This is a genomic window from Pseudomonas sp. S3_B11 (genome assembly GCF_054667715.1).
On the sequence record NZ_CP162749.1, the window covers coordinates 3,345,006 to 3,364,281 of the forward strand.

Genomic DNA, 19,276 nt, shown 5'->3' on the forward strand with positions numbered 1-19,276 from the left:
GCGCAAGCAGCCAAACCGCCAGGCCCGGCTTGGGCCTTACTTCACGGTAAATTAAACAGACCAGGCGTAGGTGGAGATATTGGTCGAGGTTACTTTTGCCGTACACACTGCGCCACCGCTAATCGATCACTCCGACAGACCGGATCCTCCACTTAGTCAACAAAACATACCGAAGAACAACTACTTACCTCGCCAACGGACACATAAGACTTAAAGCTCTAATAGTATCAGAGGGGCTGGAAGATCAACTCTCTCACCTTCGGCGTAAGCCCAAGACATAGCACAAAGTTTTTTGGACACGCTTCGATCAAACGGCATTAGCGCCAATAAAAATTGCTCCAACTCGACACTACACTTAATGCCCTTTATGCCAACAGCCTCATGCAACTCCCCTCCCAGCCCTATCTCAATGTCATCAACCAAAAAAACGTAGTTGATCTCGTGCGTATTGGCACAGTAGGAAATAGATAAGAGAATAACACTATCACTTATAAATGGAGTGACCATTCCAAACCTCCTTGAATTGCTCCACTTCCATTCTGTACTGGGTGCCCTGAAATGGATCTTTTACAATAACCCTTCCCGCATCGTCGACGCCGTTAACCACAACCCGGTGCCCACCTTGTTTTCAGAATCCTACATCATCGCACTCCATGAGGATGCTTTATTGAGAGCATTGAAGCTAGACGAGTCTACAGAGTTGCCACCCCATTCGAAGTCCTCAGCCCCTTAGCATAGTCTAATCAATAGCATTACCGACAGAGGCCACAATAAATCTAGGTGCATTGGGAGCGTTAGTTCCTTTTGCACCAACAAATAAAGCATTTAATTATTTTTTAGCTGCCTGGCCGGATCCCAATCATTAGGCTTAAGTTGATGCTTACTCCACCATTGCATCCCCTCAGAAACCCACTTTGCACGCAAATCGGAATGAGCGACTGTCGAGTCATCATACCCAAATTCCGTCCCGCAGCATGGGCAAATATTGTACGAGGCACAGCCAAAACTGTCATACGCCGGCTCATTAAGATCAGGATATCCGCATACCGGACATACATATGCTTGATTACTATTGGGCATTGAAATAGTCCAAATTTGAACCCTTACCATGCGCTGTAGGATCACGCTTGTATCACGTACGAATACTTCCCCACTTGATACGACGCCAAACTCATCGGTGCCAGGGCTGTAACGTACGACATGTCCATTAGGTCTTGCTTTTTCAAGCACGCCCGCAGGCTTCGAGACTGTTAAGAACTTATTAGCTTGCGCTTGATACTCAAGCGTATTTTTTCGCCAAAGTCACCGCCATGATGTGCAAAGTGATCATCAACCTTGGCTTGGTCGGCAAACTTCGCTCCGCCTCCAACGCCTTTTGCACCGCTACCGCCCCCCCGTCCCACCAACAATCAGCACACCATATCCAGATATCGGGCTGAGAAGATCATTCGAAGCGGATCGTTGAAAGCACCCAGTTCATCCAGCCCTCTCGATTTGGCACCATCGGACCTAGGTTCACAAGCCCCCCCAGAGGCCAGTTCCCTGGGCACCTAACTATCAAGAAGCCGTTTTAATTCGTTTTTAGCCATTTGTCGATTAGTTTGCGAAACAGCTTTATCTTCCACCAACTTTTTCAGGTCCTCTACAAAGTGAGCAGCCTCCTTAGCCGGGCTTCCTGCTACCCAAGATAGAGCGAGATTTATCCAATAATCAGAATCGTGTCCTAGCCCAATCTCTGCCACGCTCATGTAGGGAAAGTCCGGGCCTAACGCCATCTTCGCCCTATCCATGGGCACCTCAAGCAATGAGATAATTTTCTTGAAGTCCGACGCACTTACCAGGCTATACAAGACTCCAGCATTTTCGAGCTTCCAACGACCAGCTTCATCTTTGAATATAACCTGATCAGCGCTCAAATTAATCATTTCAAAATTACTCATACACTACATTCCCGGGTTATGTTTGAGATTGAGATTGTACTGCTTGAGGGTCTGCTCAAATCTGCCTCTAACCTCAGGACTCCAATTTTTCCAGTAGTGCCCACTAAACTCATTAGTTATGATTTCTCCGTTCGTCCCTCGCCTAAACATACCACCAACTAGAGTTGAACCATCAGATTTTATAGTCTCTGCCAGCTGTTGATGAGGAGAGCCTCTCAGATTATTGCTTGGTTTACCGACTGCGAAAACCCCGGTTTCAGGATCAAAAACAAACTCAATGGAGCCGCTTCTCGTGTTAGGAAAATAATTTTGAATAGCCTTGGATGACATCGATCCCGGCGCCAAGGCCAATACGCCGAGTGCAGGGCCTGAACCCTGCCAGCTTATCGTTCCTTTTTACCACCTTACCCAGGCAGAAGATATTTCTTCCTAACCTGCTCCATACAATCGATTATTTCTGCCAGCGGCTTCCCTTTAAGCCCAACCTCTGCCAAATCATCAAGGCCGCATTTTTCATAGGCTCTAGCCAAACCCTCTAACATATTCTCCGCATAAGGACTTTCTCTAGACAGCTCTACCCCATATTTCATACCCTCCCTAAATATCGCAGTTTGCAGCACTGCAAATAAACCCACATCTGCAGACGTGCAAAGAGAGTCTGTTTCATCTTGAACATATGCAAAGGCTTGCTCTGGCCGAAGACGAATATGAGATATAGCCTTTTCATAAAGCCTAGAGACTATCGAATAAATTTCTTCCACAGCCAAATCGGACGCCACTATTACTTCTCCACGGTAAATACATTCAATTGAATATTAGGATATCGCTCGCGAAACTGAGCAACAACATCGCTACAACTCGGACAAACCATTTTCTCTGAAATCAAATTTATACGTCCTGAGGTCTGCGAGCTCGGACCTAGGCGCTGAGCTAAAGTCTCCAGAATTTTAAACGTAATTGGCGTTTTGACCTTTTCGGGTTTCAGCAGCCGCTCGGCATTTTTCTCCAGCCAGTTGAGCCAATCGAGAGTACCGAGGATTTCCGCGATCAATGCATCCGTTTGGCACTTGCCAACCTCCTGCATGATCCGCGTAATGATCGTCGAGCGATTGGCCAGGATTGTTTGCTTGAGCTTGGATAGCTCGGCCAGGCGCGCTTGAATCGACAGCTGTGAATGGGTGCTGAATGCCTGGCGGGCGTTCGCGAATGCGATCCGGGAAACCTCAGCCTCAAATGGCAGCGCGTTACCGTGCGGGTGGGGTTTCAATTCATCGGGAGTATGCATTCATCGTTCCTCGGGGTCCTCAGCAAGCCCCTAAAGTAACCGGCTGCCCGCCCCTGAGGTAGGGTTGAGACGGACGAAAACCGGTTAAAAACGGCTATTAGCCAGAGTCCTCGACCATCTGGCGCGGCGGATGAGCCTGTGCGACCCGTCAGATACAAATCCCAAACCATGTGCTCACGGGCAAAATGGCATAATATGCCAATGATCGAAATAAGCTGTTTGCCCAAAGCTGGAGCTAAATTATGGCGACGCGAAACGTTGTGCTCACCCCTCACCAAGAACAGGTTATCCATGACCTGGTGCAATCCGGCCGTTATCAGAATGCCAGCGAAGTGATGCGAGAAGGTTTGCGTCTATTGGAACAGCGTGTCGCCGAAGATGCCGCCAAAATTGAGGCCCTGCGTCAGGCGACCTCGATCGGCATCATGGATCTTGAGCGCGGGCGCTTCACTCAATTAAATGAAGGGGACCTGGAGCAATACCTTGAGGGGTTGAGCCAGGAGGCCAGTGTCCCGGCGAGCGAGAAACACTGAGGATGCCGCAGTATCGGATTTCCAATGCAGCACCCGCCGACATTGTCGATATTCTCAGGCTCTCCCAGACGCAGTTCGGCGATTACGCACGCCAGCGCTACCAGACGCTGATTCTCACTGCGCTGCAAGATATCGCCGGCACGCCTTATCGCATTGGCAGCCACGACCGCGATGAGCTTGCACCGGGCCTTCGTAGCTATCACCTTATCTATTCACGCCAGCAGGCCAAACAACTTCATGACGTGGTCAAAACTCCGCGACATATCGTGTTCTATCGTGTGGGAGACGGCGACACGATTGAGATCGTCCGACTCCTCCATGACGCCATGGAGGTGCAGTTGCATCTGCCCAACGACTGACCAGAAACGCTAAAGGCCCACGCCTCCTGCACATAAATCTCAGGCACAAAAAAGCCACTCATCTGAGTGGCTTTTTTCTGAATCCTGGAGCGGGAAACGAGACTCGTATCTGGCGTCCGACCCATTGAAATCTATAGGGTTTCTGTTATTCCTGAAGCAGGAATGGACTTGATTCTGGACTTGTTTTTGAAGTATTTCAAGATCCAAGTCTGGTATGACACCAGCGTTGGAGTGGATCAATCACTGCACGCCGCATTCGATGCCCGCGCCGTTTACGCGGGGCTGACCATGGACTTCTAAGGGACATAGGTCAGGGAGCGTTATCGCAGGATGATCCTCCTCTTGGCAGACCTATCGGCGGTTGTCACCTTCTGCCGGTACAGTCTTACCCCCTGAAAGCACCGTCAATGGAATGTTCCATGAGCTCCTGCATTCGTATCAGAGCAAGCGCAAACCCAGCTGATTTCTTCGATGAGGTTATTCCAGAGGAGGTCTTGACCTGAACGGTTGGCGGTTGGAGTGATCAATACAAGGCCTGGGACGCTCCCGCCTGGTTCGAAAATGTGAGTTGACGGCCTCTCTGTTACCCTGAATGGGCTTCTCGCTTCTGTTTCCAGCGCTGGTGTCGAGATCCTGAAACACATTTCCCCACAGAACCGACCTGGCTGGTATCGTTCTCGACGATCAGCTTGATATCGCCGAGTTCCTCCTTGGGAGGCGGCGAGCGCAAGCCGTCGAAGAGGTTGCGGGCAGGCGTCGCGGCTTGCCGACGCTGCAGCTGCGCAATGCCTGCCCTGATGGCGCTCAGCGCGGCTGAAGACGCAGCAGTTTGCCATCCTGTTCGTCGGTGAGCACGTAGAGCAGGCCGTCAGGGCCCTGCCTGACATCCCGAATACGGGCATGCCCGTCCTCCAGCAACTTGTGCTCGGCCACGACCTTACCGTCTTTCAGTTCGATACGGTCGAGGTAACCGAACTTGAGCGAACCGACGAAGAGATTGCCCTTCCATGCCGGCCCATAACGGTCGCTAGTCAGGAAGGCCATGCCGGACGGCGCGATCGAGGGCACCCAGTAATGCAGCGGCTGCTCCATGCCGTCCTTGGCGGTCAGGCCGTCGCCAATCTTCCCGCCGCCATAGTTTTCGCCGTAGGTGATGACCGGCCAGCCGTAGTTGCGCCCCGCCAGCGGAACGTTGATCTCGTCGCCGCCCTGCGGACCGTGATCGTTCATCCAGAAGCGGCCGTCCGGACCGAGCGTAGCGCCCTGGCTATTGCGATGGCCATAGCTCCAGATCTCCGGCAAGGCACCGGCGCGGTCGACGAAAGGGTTGTCGGCCGGTACCGCGCCGTCCTTCTGGATGCGCACCACTTTGCCCAAGTGGTTATCGAGTTCCTGCGCATCCTCCTTCCGGCTGTAACGCTCGCCCAACGTGACGAAAAGCGTCCCGTCCTTCGCCTCGACGATGCGGCAGCCGAAATGCGCGGAGCTGCTCACCTTCGGTCGCTGACTGAAAATCACCTGCAGGTTGTCGAGGCGCACCATGTTGCTCGACAACGTCGCGCGTGCCACTGCCGTGCTATTGCCCGCGCCACCAGCGGCCGGTTCGGAAAAGCAGAAGTAGACCATGCGATTCACGTCGAAAGCACTGTCGGTCACGACATCCAGCAGCCCGCCCTGCCCGCCTGCCGCGATCGCCGGCAACCCCTCAACCGGCGGGCCGATGCTCCCATCGGCACCAACCACCCGAAGCCGGCCCGGCCGTTCTGTCACCAAGTAGCGATGTGCCGGCAGAAAGGCCACTGCCCAGGGATTCTCCAATCCGGTTGCCACACGCTCAGCCCGCACCTCGGCGGCCAGCGCGCTGGCAGCAAAACCCATGGCAAGAAATGCTGGGACCAGAACCCACTCAAGTTTCAGATTCATGTCTGTTCCAATGGTTGATTTGACAGCCGCTAGCACACCCTACGAAGAAAGATATAAATTAGTAAATCTTTGTGCTACGCATGTGCATCCAGATATTTCTCTGCTTTTGCGATCCCGTTCATGCGCCGAAGTTTCTGCATCGTGAAAGCGCCCCCCTGCGTCCGAACGCCAATGGCGGGAGGCTTCGACGCCAGGTGTTTAGGCAAGGCACCTCAAGTCGGCGGCTCGCTGAACTTGGCGACGAACATCTCTATGAAGCTCGGTGATCCGGCGAGGGTCAGCGTCACTTCGTGCCAGCCTCCCAGCTCGACGGTCACTGCAGGTCGTGGTCCCACAGTACATGCCCACTGAGGTATTTCATCTCGCCCCACCGAGAACGCGTGCGCCACGGCGCCCGTGGTAACGGAGCCTGCGTCAGTCAGCGCACTTGGTCACGACCCTGCCGTCGACCGACGGATGTACCGGAAATGGCGCCATGGTCTCGAACACGCCGTCGCGTCGCACCAGCGCGTGGAACAGAGCGGCCCCGAGGTGCAGCAGGATCAGCGCGAAGAAGCAGAACGAGAGGAACTTGTGAGCGTTCCACAGCCAGCTGTGCAGGCCGGCGTCGGGCGACACGATGGCGGGCAGATGCAGCCCGGCGACGAGCACCGGGTAGTCCGCCGCCGACAACATGGCCCAGCCAAGCAAGGGCATCGCGAGCATCAGCACATAGAACGCGACATGCGAGAGTTTGGCGGCGAGCTTCATCGGCTCGGGCATGTCACGCGGCAGCGGCGGCGCACCAAGGCGCCAGCGGACGATCAGGCGCAGCACCGCGAGCACGAGGATCGCAATGCCCAACGGCTTGTGGATAGAGACCAGCATCAGGTACGCGGGCGTGATCGTCGAGACCATGCCGACGCCGATGAACAGCATCGCGAGAATACAGATCGCCATGCCCCAATGAAGCGCCCGCTGCAACGGCGCGAATTGCTGGTTGACTTGGCTCATGGCTTGGCTCCGGCGGTGGTGGTGGACGGGGTGCGCGGATAGTCTTTTTCTTCGGCGGTCCGGCGGTTGTACGAGACCGAATAAGCGGCCGAACGTGCGGCGGGGAAAGGGTCGTCGGATGTGCGCATGCCGGCCGGCAGCACGGTGGGATCGAAGTTGATGTCGCGGCATGAGCCATCGGCCTCGGGCTCAATTTTCGTCACCGACAGGGTGCCGACGCCGACGCTGCGGCGATCTTCCGGCCAAACCTTGCTCGGGTCGGCGGTCGGGTCGCCCGGGTCGGCGACCATGACCGTCATAGCCCAGCGCTGCGTCGCCTTCGCGACGCGCTCGGTGATGTCTGCCAGCAGGAAATCGGGCTCGCGCTTCTTGAGTTCGTCGCCCGAGACCAACACAGGTTTGGCGGCCGGCTTAAAGGACCAGCGCACGGCCTGGTCTTGGCCCTGCGCGTTGGTGAAGACGAAGCTGTTGATGCTGTTGTAGCGGTCTTCCGCGTACGAGCTGGTGAACGGCGCGCTGCCGGCCCACTGGCTAAACGCGCCGATCTCGGGGTGCACAGCGGCGAAGCTCTTCAACGCATCCGGATGGCTCTTGTCGGCGGAAGCCACCTGCAAGTCGTAGAAGGCCTGCGGCGTCGCGACTGGGAAGAACGGCGCATTGATCATTGCGGAACGCCACTCCTGGCCGTCGGGCGTTCGGATGCGCAGGCTCAGGGAGCGCACGCGCGCGCTGCCATCGGGCGCCTTGAGGTCGGGCGAGGCGAGGTTGAAGCGGCCGGTCACAGGATAGGTGCCGGCGGCGAACATCTGTGCCTTGGACAAATCGCTGCCAGTGCCGTTGGCCTCGAAGGTACCAGTGAAGCAGATACCCTTGGCATGGGCGCGGCGGAAGCCGAGCGCCGGTCCTGCGGGCGGCGCCAGCACCTCGACGATCTTGGTCGGCGTGAGGCGTGCGGGTGTCAACCAACCGGCTGTGTATGCGAACGCGGCGCCGACGGCGACAACCACCGCCGCGATCAGTACGAGCGGCCCGAGAAAAGACTTATTGGAGTGAGGATGTCGCTCGTTCATCGAAATTTCTTCCGGAGTGCGGGGTGGAGAGTTCTGTAACGAATTTAACGCTTTACCCTAAACCTTGTGCGAAGTCGCTACGGCGCTGAAGACTTCTATACGCACCGACCAGCAACATTACGTTGCCGCCGGCCGCGCGGCTCGGCGAAGAAGCAGTACAGGTGGCGACGATCCTATTCTCCCAGGCAAAACTACACAGCGAGGTGATGGTGAATCTGCATCCGGGCTCCAGAGTGATGCTCTGCGACGCGTTTTGTCTGCACCCCCTCAACGGGGTGCAGGCTTCTTTGATTTCTACCGTGCCGACCTGAAAGTACGCTGGCCGGAGATAGCTTGGCGCTTAATGGGCAAGACATACTGCGGCAAATGCCGAGTGTCAGTCATGCCTTCCAAACGCTGGCGACGTTTATGCTCGTAGATCAGGGCTTGCCTGTCGAAGCGACGAAAAGTGCCTGCGCATGCCCTTCCGCTCATCCCGATCTGGGGGTCAGGGCATTGCCCGAACGATTGCGGGCTGCAATCACTTTGCCAAACTGGCCATAACCGCACTGTGCCACTTGGTGTTTGACCCAAGAGGCGACGACGCGTTGGCCAACATCATCCTGATCTATCGCCTCAATCGTGGTGATCTTGCGGCCGTATATACCTGCAATGAGGATGACACAGGAACGCGCCACAACGCCGTCGATCAAGACGGAACAAGCGACGCACTGAGCGAGACCACACCCGTAATCCCCTTTGCAGGTATACTTTGTTCCCGTCATACCGATTTCGTCACGAATCACCCACGGCAGAGGCTGTGTCGCCCTCAGCTTCGACCTGATAGGTCTTATCGTTAATCTGAAGCTCCATAACTCTCCAGCCATCTTGGCTCTAAAAAGCGCTATTAACGGGGCATCGCGTAATGGCTACCTATACACCTATACATGGTTTGAAAGTATCACGAGCTTAGTGGGCTCAATCATGCAGCCACGTGCTAGGCCCTATGAATAAAAGTACGCAATGCAAGAAATCACCGCGCTTCGATGGCACATCAACACAGTGATTTAGTGCCCGCTCAACTACGAGCGAGCACGACTCACAACTAAGTAACATGCTTGAGACGATTACTGTTACCGATTCAGGGCTCCGCATTTTTTCTTTTGGAAAAACCTACCAGCCCACAACCTGGATGAAGTATTACTTTTCGGCCAGCGGCTAATTTTTCAAATGGTCTCTTGCCCCTACAGACCTGAAGAACGGGTTTAGAAGCAGCTTCCGCAGGAAGCGCCGGAACGGAAACAGAGGTTGTGATCTCTCTTTCGACGCAGCCCAACAAGCCTTGACCAAACAAGCTTTCACGTCCGTTAAGCACTTGGCGGATGTCCTCTACAAGGTCTCGTCCATCGCCTGTCCCAGACCGAGTCACTCGAATCGGCGACCAACGCAGCCTGCGGCGGGTTTTCCGCCGGTCATCAAGCGAGGCTGAGCTGATGCAGGCGGACCGAATACTTCCATGTACGGGACTCGATGATCAATGGTCATCGCAGCGTGGTGATATGTCATTCGAACAAGCATGAACTCATCGGGGTAGGTTTCCATTTCGAACCGCCTGGGACTTGGGGGCGCGATTATCCAATAGCGTGCATAGATGCTTGCAATTTCATGGGATGTTTTGGGGCAGTGACAGGCATACATTAGTTGGCAAAGCCAATCCCGACGCGCGACGCCATTTGCGAAACGAATATTCCCCATGGTTATAAAAGTCTATGACGCCTACGCCGACGACAAGCCCTGCTGCTCGACGGGTATTCAGGCTGGCAGGAACAATCTCAACTACATGTAAGGCAAGCTCATGCAACTGACACAGGAATGGGACAAGACTTTCGCCAAGAGCGACAAGGTGGACCATAAGAAAATCACCTTCACGAACCGCTATGGCATCACCCTGGCGGGCGACCTGTACCAACCGAAGAACGCCAGCGCAAAGCTGGCAGCTATTGTCGTCTGTGGCCCGTTTGGCGCGGTGAAGGAGCAGGCCTCCGGGCTTTATGCGCAAACCATGGCCGAGCGCGGCTTTGTCACGCTGGCCTTCGATGCATCCTACACCGGGGAAAGCAGCGGTGAGCCGCGCAACGTTGCCTCGCCAGACATCAACACCGAGGATGTGAGCGCGGCAGTTGATGCTCTTGGCCTGCAACCCTCCGTTGATCGCGAGCGGATTGGCGTCATCGGCATCTGCGGTTGGGGTGGCATGGCGCTGAATGCCGTGGCCTTGGATAAACGCGTCAAGGCGGTTGTCGCCAGCACCATGTACGACATGACCCGCGTCATGTCCAAGGGCTACAACGATAGCGTAACCCTCGAACAGCGCACGCAAGGGCTCGAACAACTGAGCGCACAACGTTGGGTCGACGCGGAAAATGGGGCCCCTGCATACCAGCCCCCCTACAACGAACTGAGGGGTGGTGAAGCGCAGTTCATGGTCGATTATCACGATTACTACAGCACGACCCGCGGACACCATCCGCGCGCGGTCAACTCGGGCAACTCGTGGACGATCACTACACCCCTGTCGTTCATGAACATGCCGATCCTGACCTACATCGCGGAAATTTCTCCACGCCCGGTCCTGTTCATCCACGGTGAAAACGCCCACTCGCGCTACTTCAGCGAAACCGCTTACGCGGCCGCGGCGCAGCCGAAGGAGCTGATGATCATTCCAGAGGCCAGCCACACCGATCTGTATGACCGTGTGGACGTGATTCCTTTCGACAAGCTGACGACCTTCTTCACGCAGCACCTGGCCACGGCGGCACGCGCCGCTTGACGTCTTGAGGCAGTCGCATCCAGGCGGACAATGCATCTGGATGCGACTGAGCGGGATGACGCGCCCTACGGTATGGATTCATGCCACTCAGCACTTCTGACTTTCCAGTGAGGATCGCAACCAGAACTGGCAATAGGCCACTCACTGAGGAGCATCTGCGCCATATTGCTGCGCTAATTCGCGCTCGAAACCTACGAATTCAAGTGCAGGCGCGGCAACGCGTCTGGCCCATTTTTCGCATTGCAAAGGAGAACAACATGCAGGGCAAAACCGTTGACGTCGGTACAGGCGGCGCTCTCTCCTCTCTTGGCGCTGCAAGCCGTAGGCATTCCTGGCACCGGCGGGCCATGCAACAGCTTGGAATGCCGTTGCTTCTCCTTGCACTGTGCAGCGGCCATCCTGCCCACGCCGCCAGCACTGCGCTGCCCGTGGCCGCTGAGCAGGATGTCACTCAAGCACCCAAGAAATCGGATGAATCACGCCTGTGGATGACCGTCGGGGAACGTCGCTTCGCCATCACACTGGCCGACAACGAGGCCACTCGCGCGTTCGCCGCCACGCTGCCGCTGACACTGGACATGGAGGACCTCCACGGAAACGAGAAGAAAAAAGAGCTGCCTGACGCGCTGCCCACCAGTGAGAGCCGGCCCGGCACGATCCGCAACGGAGACCTTATGCTTTGGGGATCGCGCACCGTGGTCATCTTTTACAAGACCTTCGACTCAGCTTACTCATACACCCGTCTAGGCCGCGTGGACGATCCGACTGGCCTGGCCCAGGCGCTCGGCCGTGGCGATGTTCGGGTGGTGTTCTCCCAAGAGCAGCGTGCATTGACAAAGTAGTCGCCCCACGCTCAACACCGACCTGAGATACCGCCTCATCATCTGCTGCGTCTCCTTCGCAGCCAGAATCCAGAGAGAGAAATCATGATCAAAGACAAAGTAGTCATCATCACCGGCGCATCGTCCGGAATCGGCGAGGCAACCGCCAAGCTGCTCGCGAGCAAAGGCGCCAAAATCGTGCTCGGTGCGCGACGCGAAGACAAGCTCAAGCAGATCGCGGACGAGATTCTCCTGAGCGGTGGACAGGTGGTTTATCAGATGCTGGACGTGACAAAGCAAGAGGAAAACGACCGCATCGTTCAACTGGCCAAAGAAACATTCGGCCGTGTGGACGTCATTTTCCTGAACGCAGGGCTGATGCCGAACTCGCCGCTGTCCGCCCTGAAGACCGAAGACTGGCACCAGATGATCGATGTCAACGTGAAAGGTGTTCTGAATGGCGTAGCGGCCGTGCTGCCCGTGTTCCTGGCACAGAAGTCCGGGCACGTGATCACCACCTCGTCGGTGGCGGGGCTCAAGGCCTATCCGGGCGGCGCCGTCTATGGCGGTACGAAGTGGTTCGTGCGCGACTTCATGGAAGTCTTGCGCATGGAGTCCGCCATGGAGGGCAATAACATTCGCACCGCGACGATCTACCCGGCCGCAGTCAACACTGAACTGCTGGCGACAATCAGCGATAAGCAGGCGCTAGACCAGATGCAGGACATCTATGACAAGTACGGCATTTCTCCAGACCGGATCGCCAACGTTGTCGCCTTCGCAATCGACCAGCCCGATGACACGACAATCAACGAGTTCACAGTTGGCCCCGCGAACCAGCCTTGGTGAATGCATTGCAGTCACGCAAGGCGTCCGACAGCCCACCACTGCCCTGATAAGGAGCTCTCATGAAGACCGTAGCACTAGGATCAACCGACACTCGGGTTCCCAACGTCGTCGCGGGCATGATGCGCATCGCCGGCAGCACCGATGACCAGATCCGCGCGCTCTACACCACGGCGCGCGAATCGGGCATCAATTTTTTCGATCACGCGGACCTCTACGGATTCAACCATCCCGGCGGTGGCCCGCATTTGTGCGAGCGCCGGTTCGGCGAGGCGCTGCGACTAAGCAGCGCTGAGCGCGAGCAGATCTTCCTCCAGTCCAAGACCAGTATCGTTGACGACCCGTGGCACTATGATCAGTCGTACGAGCACATCGTGGAATCGGCCGTGAGGTCGCTGAAAGCGTTAGGTACCGACTACCTGGATGTGCTACTGCTGCACCGTCCCGACGCACTCGTGGAGCCGGAAGAAGTCGCCCGCGCGTTCGACCATCTGGAGTCCACCGGCAAGGTTCGCGCGTTCGGCGTTTCCAACCATACTCCCCGTCAGATCGATTTGCTCAAGACGGCCGTGACTCAGCCGATCCTGGCGAACCAGGTCCAGCTTTCGGTGACGCATTCGACGATCGTCGCTCAGGGCCTGTCGTCGAACATGACCGGCTTCGACGACTCAATCACTCGTGACGGCGGCGGCATCGTCGACTATGCGAGGATCAACAAGATCACACTGCAGGCGTGGTCTCCATTCCAGAAAGCTTTTCAGGATGGGGTGTTCTTCGACTCTCCCGACTACCCGCAGCTGAATGCCGAACTCAAACGATTGGCTGAGAAGTACGACGTCACTCCGACCGCAATCGCAACAGCCTGGATCACCCGTCACCCCGCCGGCATCCAAGTAGTGCTGGGTACCACGAGACCCGAGCGCCTCGTCGAGGCAGCCGCGGGCTCGAATATCCCGCTCACCCGCCCCGAATGGTACGGGCTTATCCGAGCGGCTGGTCACAACGTTCCCTGAACTGCCCGGCCGCCGAAAGCGGCGCCCGTCTCCTGATGCGAGCCTCTCGCCTCTCCTGACTCGAGTTCCGCTTGGATCATGCCCGACGAAGCGTAATGATCGAAATTTCCCGCGGCACACCGATACGCAAGGGTAGCCAGTGGCCGAGTCCCGAGGTCACATCAAGAGACGCTGCGCCATCACGATAGATTCCATGCATATAGTCGTAAGCGACGATTACTGGCCGCCCGAAAAGTCGTACCTGTCCGCCGTGTGTATGGCTGGACAGGGTCAATACCGCACCACGCGAGGCAGCAATGGGAAAGAACTCAGGATGGTGCGACAGCGCAATGAGCGTATCGCCAGGCGACGCCTCGGCGAACGCCAGGTCTGCGAACCTGCGCATGGCAGCATCCTGCTCGTCCCGCGGAAGCATGTGACGTCCATCCGAGGCGAGCGGGTAATCTACGCCAGCAATGCGCAACGGCACGCCGCGCGGGTGCACTACGACACTGTTGTTGATGAGTACCTGGATACGAGGGTTGCGCGCACGCAAGGCGGCGACTACGGCGGCTTCGTTAGGGTACTTGTCATGATTTCCCAGGATGGAGAGCATAGGCAGCGCGTCACTTCTCTCCAAAGCGTCCAGCGTCGGCTCCAGCTGGCTGAGATCGTCGATGAGATCACCCGTAATCGCCAGCAAGTCCACCTTACGCGAATTGACGATGTCGATGGCCTGGGCAAAGTCCTCGGGCACGATGAAAGGCCCGATGTGGACATCACCTATGTTAGCGACCCGCAGTCCGTCCAAACCTTCGGGCAGACCGTTCACATGGACCACTTCTTCGCGAACCACTGGGCCTCCGACGGTGCCGAAGCTCACACCAATCCCAACGATCAGTGAAACTGCGACGAAAGTCAGAGGAACGCGCATGCCGACGGTCGAGCGCCGTCCAAGAAGGCCACGCGCAACAAGAAACAGCCCGACGGGCAGAGTCAGGAACAAGGCCGTCAGCACCGCACCGACCCACGCACTGACCAGCCAGCGACCGGCTTCGCTCCATCCACCTTTGAGTTCGGGTAGACACCACCAAATAAGGTGTACCGCGGCAGCCAATACGCAGAACGCCACGATGCAACCCCGCTTGCGGGCGGCGCGACCAGTCACCAGGAGAAACAAGCCTATGATGATCGTCAACACAATCGAACGAACGAACACAAACTCGTAACTCATAGCCGACTCACTCCGTTTCTATAGCGAGGGTCTTGGCGGGACCCTCGCCCTACTCTCTCAACGCATCTGCAGGATGATCGGGTTGCTGCTGGCCGGATTGGTTCGCTCACGCAGTTCCTTCACCTCGTCAGCCTTCACTGCGCCTCCCTGATTACCCCATGACGTGCGAACGAAAGTCAGTACATCGGCGACTTCCTGATCAGAGAGTTGGTTGCGGTACGGGGGCATGCGATACGAATCCGGAATGCCATTGGCAACGACACGTTCGGAACCATTCAAGGTCGCATTGATGCTCGTAGCGCTTTCCTTCACCATCGATGAAGATGCGCCTGCCAAAGGAGGTATCCATGGCGCCTGCCCGCTGCCGTCACTGCCGTGGCAACTGCTGCACTTGGCCATATAGTTGGCTGCCCCAGGTGTCGACAGAGGTTGTTCTGCCAGTTTGGCCGCTGGCTTCCATGGCGGCCCGTCACGCTTTGGGTCGCCCGGCAACGACACCAGGTAATGCGCAATGGCTTTCAAGTCCGGGTCGGACATGTATTGCGTCGAGTTGTTGAAGACTTCCGCCATGGTGCCCACGACCACGCTGTGAGCGTTACGTCCGGTCTTCAGGTAGTCGACGATTTGCTGCTCACTCCAGCGACCCAATCCAGTGTTCGGATCCTGGCGCAGGCTCGGCGCGTACCACCCATCGAGCAGTGAACCGCTGAGGAAAGTAGCGCTGCTTTCATCCAGCGACTTCTCGTTCATCGTCAAGCTTCGTGGGGTATGGCAACTACCGCAATGCCCCGCGCCCTGGACGATGTAGGCGCCGCGGTTCCACAGCGCATCCTCTGACGGCTTGGCCTGATAGGCATCGTCATCGACAAACGCGGTATTCCACAAAGCCAGCGGCCAGCGCATGTTGAGCGGCCAGGGGATATGGCTTTGCTGGTTCTGCTGCTGCGCCGGCTTAACGCCGGCCATGAAGAACGCATAAAGCGCCCGCACATCATCGTCGCTGAGCTTGGCATAGGATGGGTACGGCATAGCCGGATACAGCCTGTGCCCGTCAGCCGCGACTCCGCTGCGTACTGCGCGATCGAAGTCGGCCAGGCTGTAGTTGCCGATGCCCGTTTGTTTGTCCGGGGTAATGTTGGTGGCATAGATCGACCCCATCGGGGTCGCCATCTCTAACCCACCGGCAAACGGCGCACTTTTTGGCGTGCTATGGCAGGCCACACAGTCGCTCAGCCTGGCAACATATTCACCGCGTTGGACAAGTTGTGCATCTGTCGACGGGGGAGCTGTCTCATCAGCAAAAGGCGAAGATGGCGTGCGATTGACAAACCAGCCCAAGCCAGCTGCCACGACGATGCCTGCTGGCAGCAGATACTTTATAGTTTTATTCACGAGCCATTCCTCATCAGGTGTCGAAGCGGTACTGCGATAGAGGCATGCTGCGAATTCGTTGACCGGTCAGTCGCGAGACGGCGTTAGCAACCGCCGGTGCCACCGCAGGCAGAGGCGGTTCGCCGATTCCGCCCATTGGCGCGCCACTTTCAACCACGCGGACATGGACCCTGGCCATCATCTCCGGTGTGAGAATGCGGTAGAGGTCGTAATTGCGCGCTACCGGCGTGCCACCTTTGTAGATGGCTTGTTCGATCAGGGTTTGAGACAAGCCGAGGGCCACGGCTGAGTTGACCTGAGCCTCGATGATGGCGGGATTGACGATGCTACCCGGATCGATTGCCTGCCAGATATCGTGAACCTTCACGGCTCCGTTGCTGATGGAAACCTCTGCGATCACCGCCGTTTCGGTACCAAATGGCGATGCCATTGCAACGCCTCTCGCTCGCTTGGTGCCGTCTTGCGCCGTGAACGGCCCTCGTTTCCACCCCCGGACAGGTCGGCCACTGTCTTGAGCAGGTGGCTTAACCGATCGTTGCCCTGCAGCAGCTTGGCCCGCAGCTCATAGGGGTCTTGACCGCCGGCATCCGCCACTTCATCCAGAAAAGCTTCATACATAAAGTCATTGATGGAGTTCCCGACTGAACGCCAGTAGCCCAGCATCACGGGGGTCTGCGAGTACAGTTGAGCGATCCGACGATGCGCAATGGCGTATTTTTTACCGGCCAGGCCCTCGACGGCGGTCGGGTCGATTTTGTCTCCTTGTTTGTTAGCGATACCCTCGGTTGGCCCTTCCGTGGCACTAATTGCTTCAAAGGCCACCGGTATGCCCTGTTCATCCAGGCCGGCGCGAAAGCGCACTACGGCGGAAGGACGAAGCACGTCACGCAAAAATTCTTCCTCGCGACTCCAGATCACCTTGATCGGTCGACCTGTGGATTGAGCCAGCTGGATAGCCTGAGGGTAAGGTGATGCATTCGGGTATAAAAAATGCCGGCCGAAAAAGCCACCCAGCAGCGGAGAGTGGAGAGTGATTTTGGAAGGGTCCAGACCGGTGCGCTTGGCGACGTCGGCCAAAAACAAATCCGGGGCCTGGTTCGGCAGCCACAAATCGAGATTGCCTTCAGCCCCGAAGCGCGCCAGGGCCGAGGGCGGCTCCAACTGGGCGTGGTTGAGGTATTGGGTATGATAAGTCGCGCTGACGATTTTCTTGGCGCCGGCCAGCCCTTGCTGCAGGTCGCCCTCACGTTCGGCCTCATCCCCAGCGTCGGTGGTTTTACTCAGTTGCTCCGCATAGGCCTGGGTGTCGAAATTAGCCGGCATGTAGCGCACGGTTGAATCGCCACCCGGCTCCGTCCACTCCACTTGCAGAGCCTCGACGGCACGCTTGGCCACCCACCAGCGTTGCGCAACCACCGCCACTGCCCCTTCAAGACGGTGCACCGAATGCACGCCTTTGAGGTTTCTGATCTGATCCTCGTTGCGCACCAGCCCCACTTGCAGACCCAGGCGCGGCGCATGCTGTACCGCGGCGTGGAGCATGCCTTCGACACGAGTATCGATGGTGTATTGCGCCTTACCAGTGGATTTGTCGTAGACGTCTATTCGCTGGACCGGCTTACCGATCCAGCGGAATGTGGCAGGGTCGCGCAGAGTAACGGTTTGCGGATCGGGAATGGGCAAATCGAGCGTTAGCGGCGCGAGTTCACCGTAGGTGATCGATCGATTGGAAGCGGCATGAATGACCCGCCCTGGCTCGGTAGTTAGCTGCGCCAGAGGCACCTTCCAGTGGGAAGACGCGGCCTGCAATAGCATCAGGCGCGCCGATGCGCCCAGTCGGCGCATGGTCATGTAGCTCGCGCGCATCGACCGGCTACCACCCGTGAAGCGCATGCCACCTTCCATGACTTTGAAGTCACTCCCGGGCGCCGCGTTCTCCACCAGAAAGCTGGCTGGATCTATATCGAGCTCCTCACCCACGACCTGTGCCATGCCCGTGAAAATACCCTGCCCACCCTCGATAAAGGGGCTCTGCAGGCGAACGGTATTATCCGGACGAATCTCCAGGAACGCCGGTACACGGGCGCCAGGCGGCAATGCCTGGGCACGCTCGGCAGCACGCAACGGGCCAAGGGGAATTCCGAAGCTGATAACAAGCGCACCCGCCGTGACGCCAGCCGATGCCTGCAAAAAACGGCGGCGAGAGACGTTCACAGGTTGCGCGTCGGAGAGTACGCCGCGCTCGGCGATTGAATCATCCAGTTTTGACATAGTGTTCCCCTGTGTTTGCATTCAATGCTCGGCCTGGCAGCAGACCAATCCCTGCTCCATTAAAGGTGGTCAGGATTAGCCGTCGGCATTGTCACCAGGCACGTCGCAGCTCAGTCGAATTGCGCGTGCTCAAGCACCAGCAAGCTCATCGACAGCAGTCTTGATCGCGTTATAAGTGCCGCAACGGCAGAGATTCGTCATGGCGGCAGCAATATCGGCTTGGGAAGGTTTGGGAATGCGCTGCAACAGCGCAGTGGCGGCCATTACCTGGCCAGACTGGCAATAGCCACACTGGGCGACTTGATGCTTGACCCAGGCGGCCACTACGCGTTTGCCCAACTCGTCGTCTTCAATGGCTTCGATTGTGCGAATCTGTTTGCCCTTTACACCTTCAACCGGTGTAACGCATGAGCGAAGCAGCACGCCGTCCACCATGACCGAACAGGCGCCGCATTGCGCCAAACCGCACCCGTACTTGGTTCCGGTCAGGCCGATATCGTCGCGAATCACCCATAACAATGGTGTATCCGCATCCGCCTCAACCTCATACACAGTGCCATTTACGTTGAGTTCCATTGTAAGAATGCCTCGATTGAAAACAGTGTGAAAAACCTGGCCGAGCACGACCTGCGGATAATCTTTGGCAACTGACCATTCGCAATAACAACAACTGCAACGTCGTTTTTTTAGACGAGCCTTACCCTACTGGGCTCGTCCGTGGCACAGCAAGCGAACCACGTGAGCAAGCTCGCAAGGTGCTATTAATCAGATGAATAAATACTCTCTTCAAACAGCAGGCGTGCCGCGC

The 19,276-nt window shown here is 57.0% G+C and carries 18 protein-coding genes and 2 pseudogenes; 7 read left to right on the plus strand and 13 right to left on the minus strand.

Going from position 1 to position 19,276, the window contains the following annotated elements:
• Window positions 1-210: 210 nt before the first annotated feature.
• The 5 genes from AB4O22_RS15120 to AB4O22_RS15140 all read right to left on the minus strand — a co-directional run bounded on the left by AB4O22_RS15120 (window position 211) and on the right by AB4O22_RS15140 (window position 3,225).
• On the minus strand, window positions 211-507 hold the full coding sequence (locus AB4O22_RS15120) for a hypothetical protein (protein ID WP_223474965.1): 297 nt from the start codon (window positions 505-507) through the stop codon (window positions 211-213).
• Between the two features lie 1,043 nt (window positions 508-1,550).
• Window positions 1,551-1,940: a hypothetical protein gene (locus AB4O22_RS15125; RefSeq protein ID WP_460096649.1), complete on the minus strand. Its 390-nt coding sequence runs from the start codon at window positions 1,938-1,940 to the stop codon at window positions 1,551-1,553.
• A gap of 3 nt (window positions 1,941-1,943) precedes the next feature.
• Window positions 1,944-2,327: a polymorphic toxin type 43 domain-containing protein gene (locus AB4O22_RS15130; protein WP_460158255.1), complete on the minus strand. Its 384-nt coding sequence runs from the start codon at window positions 2,325-2,327 to the stop codon at window positions 1,944-1,946.
• 17 nt (window positions 2,328-2,344) lie between these two features.
• Entirely contained in the window at window positions 2,345-2,719 is a 375-nt protein-coding gene (locus AB4O22_RS15135) for a hypothetical protein (RefSeq protein WP_460096653.1), read from the minus strand.
• Window positions 2,720-2,721: 2 nt separating this feature from the next.
• On the minus strand, window positions 2,722-3,225 hold the full coding sequence (locus AB4O22_RS15140; RefSeq protein WP_223473113.1) for an aldehyde dehydrogenase family protein: 504 nt from the start codon (window positions 3,223-3,225) through the stop codon (window positions 2,722-2,724).
• A gap of 242 nt (window positions 3,226-3,467) precedes the next feature.
• Here AB4O22_RS15140 and AB4O22_RS15145 point away from each other — a divergent pair, with 242 nt between their 5' ends.
• The 3 genes from AB4O22_RS15145 to AB4O22_RS15155 all read left to right on the plus strand — a co-directional run bounded on the left by AB4O22_RS15145 (window position 3,468) and on the right by AB4O22_RS15155 (window position 4,417).
• Window positions 3,468-3,758: a type II toxin-antitoxin system ParD family antitoxin gene (locus AB4O22_RS15145; protein ID WP_223473112.1), complete on the plus strand. Its 291-nt coding sequence runs from the start codon at window positions 3,468-3,470 to the stop codon at window positions 3,756-3,758.
• 2 nt (window positions 3,759-3,760) lie between these two features.
• Entirely contained in the window at window positions 3,761-4,117 is a 357-nt protein-coding gene (locus AB4O22_RS15150) for a type II toxin-antitoxin system RelE/ParE family toxin (RefSeq protein ID WP_460096655.1), read from the plus strand.
• 162 nt (window positions 4,118-4,279) lie between these two features.
• The gene (locus AB4O22_RS15155; protein WP_156877850.1) at window positions 4,280-4,417 is read left to right on the plus strand and encodes a hypothetical protein; all 138 of its coding nucleotides are present in this window, start codon (window positions 4,280-4,282) and stop codon (window positions 4,415-4,417) included.
• 504 nt (window positions 4,418-4,921) lie between these two features.
• Here AB4O22_RS15155 and AB4O22_RS15160 read toward each other — a convergent pair.
• From AB4O22_RS15160 to AB4O22_RS15175, 4 genes and pseudogenes are all read right to left on the minus strand, one after another.
• Window positions 4,922-6,040: a PQQ-dependent sugar dehydrogenase gene (locus AB4O22_RS15160; RefSeq protein ID WP_197679443.1), complete on the minus strand. Its 1,119-nt coding sequence runs from the start codon at window positions 6,038-6,040 to the stop codon at window positions 4,922-4,924.
• A 414-nt stretch (window positions 6,041-6,454) separates the two neighbouring features.
• Window positions 6,455-7,033: a cytochrome b gene (locus AB4O22_RS15165; RefSeq protein WP_460105568.1), complete on the minus strand. Its 579-nt coding sequence runs from the start codon at window positions 7,031-7,033 to the stop codon at window positions 6,455-6,457.
• Window positions 7,030-8,103 carry a catalase family peroxidase gene (locus AB4O22_RS15170; protein ID WP_460105567.1) on the minus strand — a complete coding sequence of 358 codons (1,074 nt, stop codon included), beginning with the start codon at window positions 8,101-8,103 and terminating at the stop codon, window positions 7,030-7,032. Before AB4O22_RS15170 ends, AB4O22_RS15165 begins: the two co-directional genes overlap by 4 nt.
• Window positions 8,104-8,615: 512 nt before the next feature.
• Window positions 8,616-8,955 (minus strand): annotated as a pseudogene (locus AB4O22_RS15175) ((2Fe-2S)-binding protein); the annotation flags it as partial.
• 982 nt (window positions 8,956-9,937) lie between these two features.
• Between AB4O22_RS15175 and AB4O22_RS15180 the strand changes: the two are divergent.
• The 4 genes from AB4O22_RS15180 (at window position 9,938) to AB4O22_RS15195 (ending at window position 13,592) form a co-directional block, all read left to right on the plus strand.
• Entirely contained in the window at window positions 9,938-10,912 is a 975-nt protein-coding gene (locus AB4O22_RS15180) for an alpha/beta hydrolase (RefSeq protein ID WP_460105565.1), read from the plus strand.
• A gap of 257 nt (window positions 10,913-11,169) precedes the next feature.
• Entirely contained in the window at window positions 11,170-11,754 is a 585-nt protein-coding gene (locus AB4O22_RS15185; RefSeq protein ID WP_231983783.1) for a cyclophilin-like fold protein, read from the plus strand.
• 84 nt (window positions 11,755-11,838) lie between these two features.
• Window positions 11,839-12,582: an SDR family oxidoreductase gene (locus AB4O22_RS15190; RefSeq protein ID WP_048393014.1), complete on the plus strand. Its 744-nt coding sequence runs from the start codon at window positions 11,839-11,841 to the stop codon at window positions 12,580-12,582.
• Between the two features lie 59 nt (window positions 12,583-12,641).
• Window positions 12,642-13,592 carry an aldo/keto reductase gene (locus AB4O22_RS15195; protein ID WP_048393012.1) on the plus strand — a complete coding sequence of 317 codons (951 nt, stop codon included), beginning with the start codon at window positions 12,642-12,644 and terminating at the stop codon, window positions 13,590-13,592.
• Window positions 13,593-13,668: 76 nt separating this feature from the next.
• Here the strand turns inward: AB4O22_RS15195 and AB4O22_RS15200 are convergent, their stop codons facing one another.
• The 4 genes and pseudogenes from AB4O22_RS15200 to AB4O22_RS15215 all read right to left on the minus strand — a co-directional run bounded on the left by AB4O22_RS15200 (window position 13,669) and on the right by AB4O22_RS15215 (window position 19,044).
• Entirely contained in the window at window positions 13,669-14,805 is a 1,137-nt protein-coding gene (locus AB4O22_RS15200; protein ID WP_460105563.1) for a metallophosphoesterase, read from the minus strand.
• Window positions 14,806-14,862: 57 nt separating this feature from the next.
• Complete coding sequence (locus AB4O22_RS15205; RefSeq protein ID WP_460105561.1) at window positions 14,863-16,197, minus strand: c-type cytochrome; 1,335 nt, start codon at window positions 16,195-16,197, stop codon at window positions 14,863-14,865.
• Between the two features lie 13 nt (window positions 16,198-16,210).
• A pseudogene (locus AB4O22_RS15210) lies at window positions 16,211-18,468 on the minus strand (xanthine dehydrogenase family protein molybdopterin-binding subunit).
• Window positions 18,469-18,597: 129 nt separating this feature from the next.
• Window positions 18,598-19,044, minus strand: coding sequence for a (2Fe-2S)-binding protein (locus tag AB4O22_RS15215; protein WP_013692840.1), 447 nt, complete (start codon window positions 19,042-19,044; stop codon window positions 18,598-18,600).
• Between the last annotated feature and the right edge of the window lie 232 nt (window positions 19,045-19,276).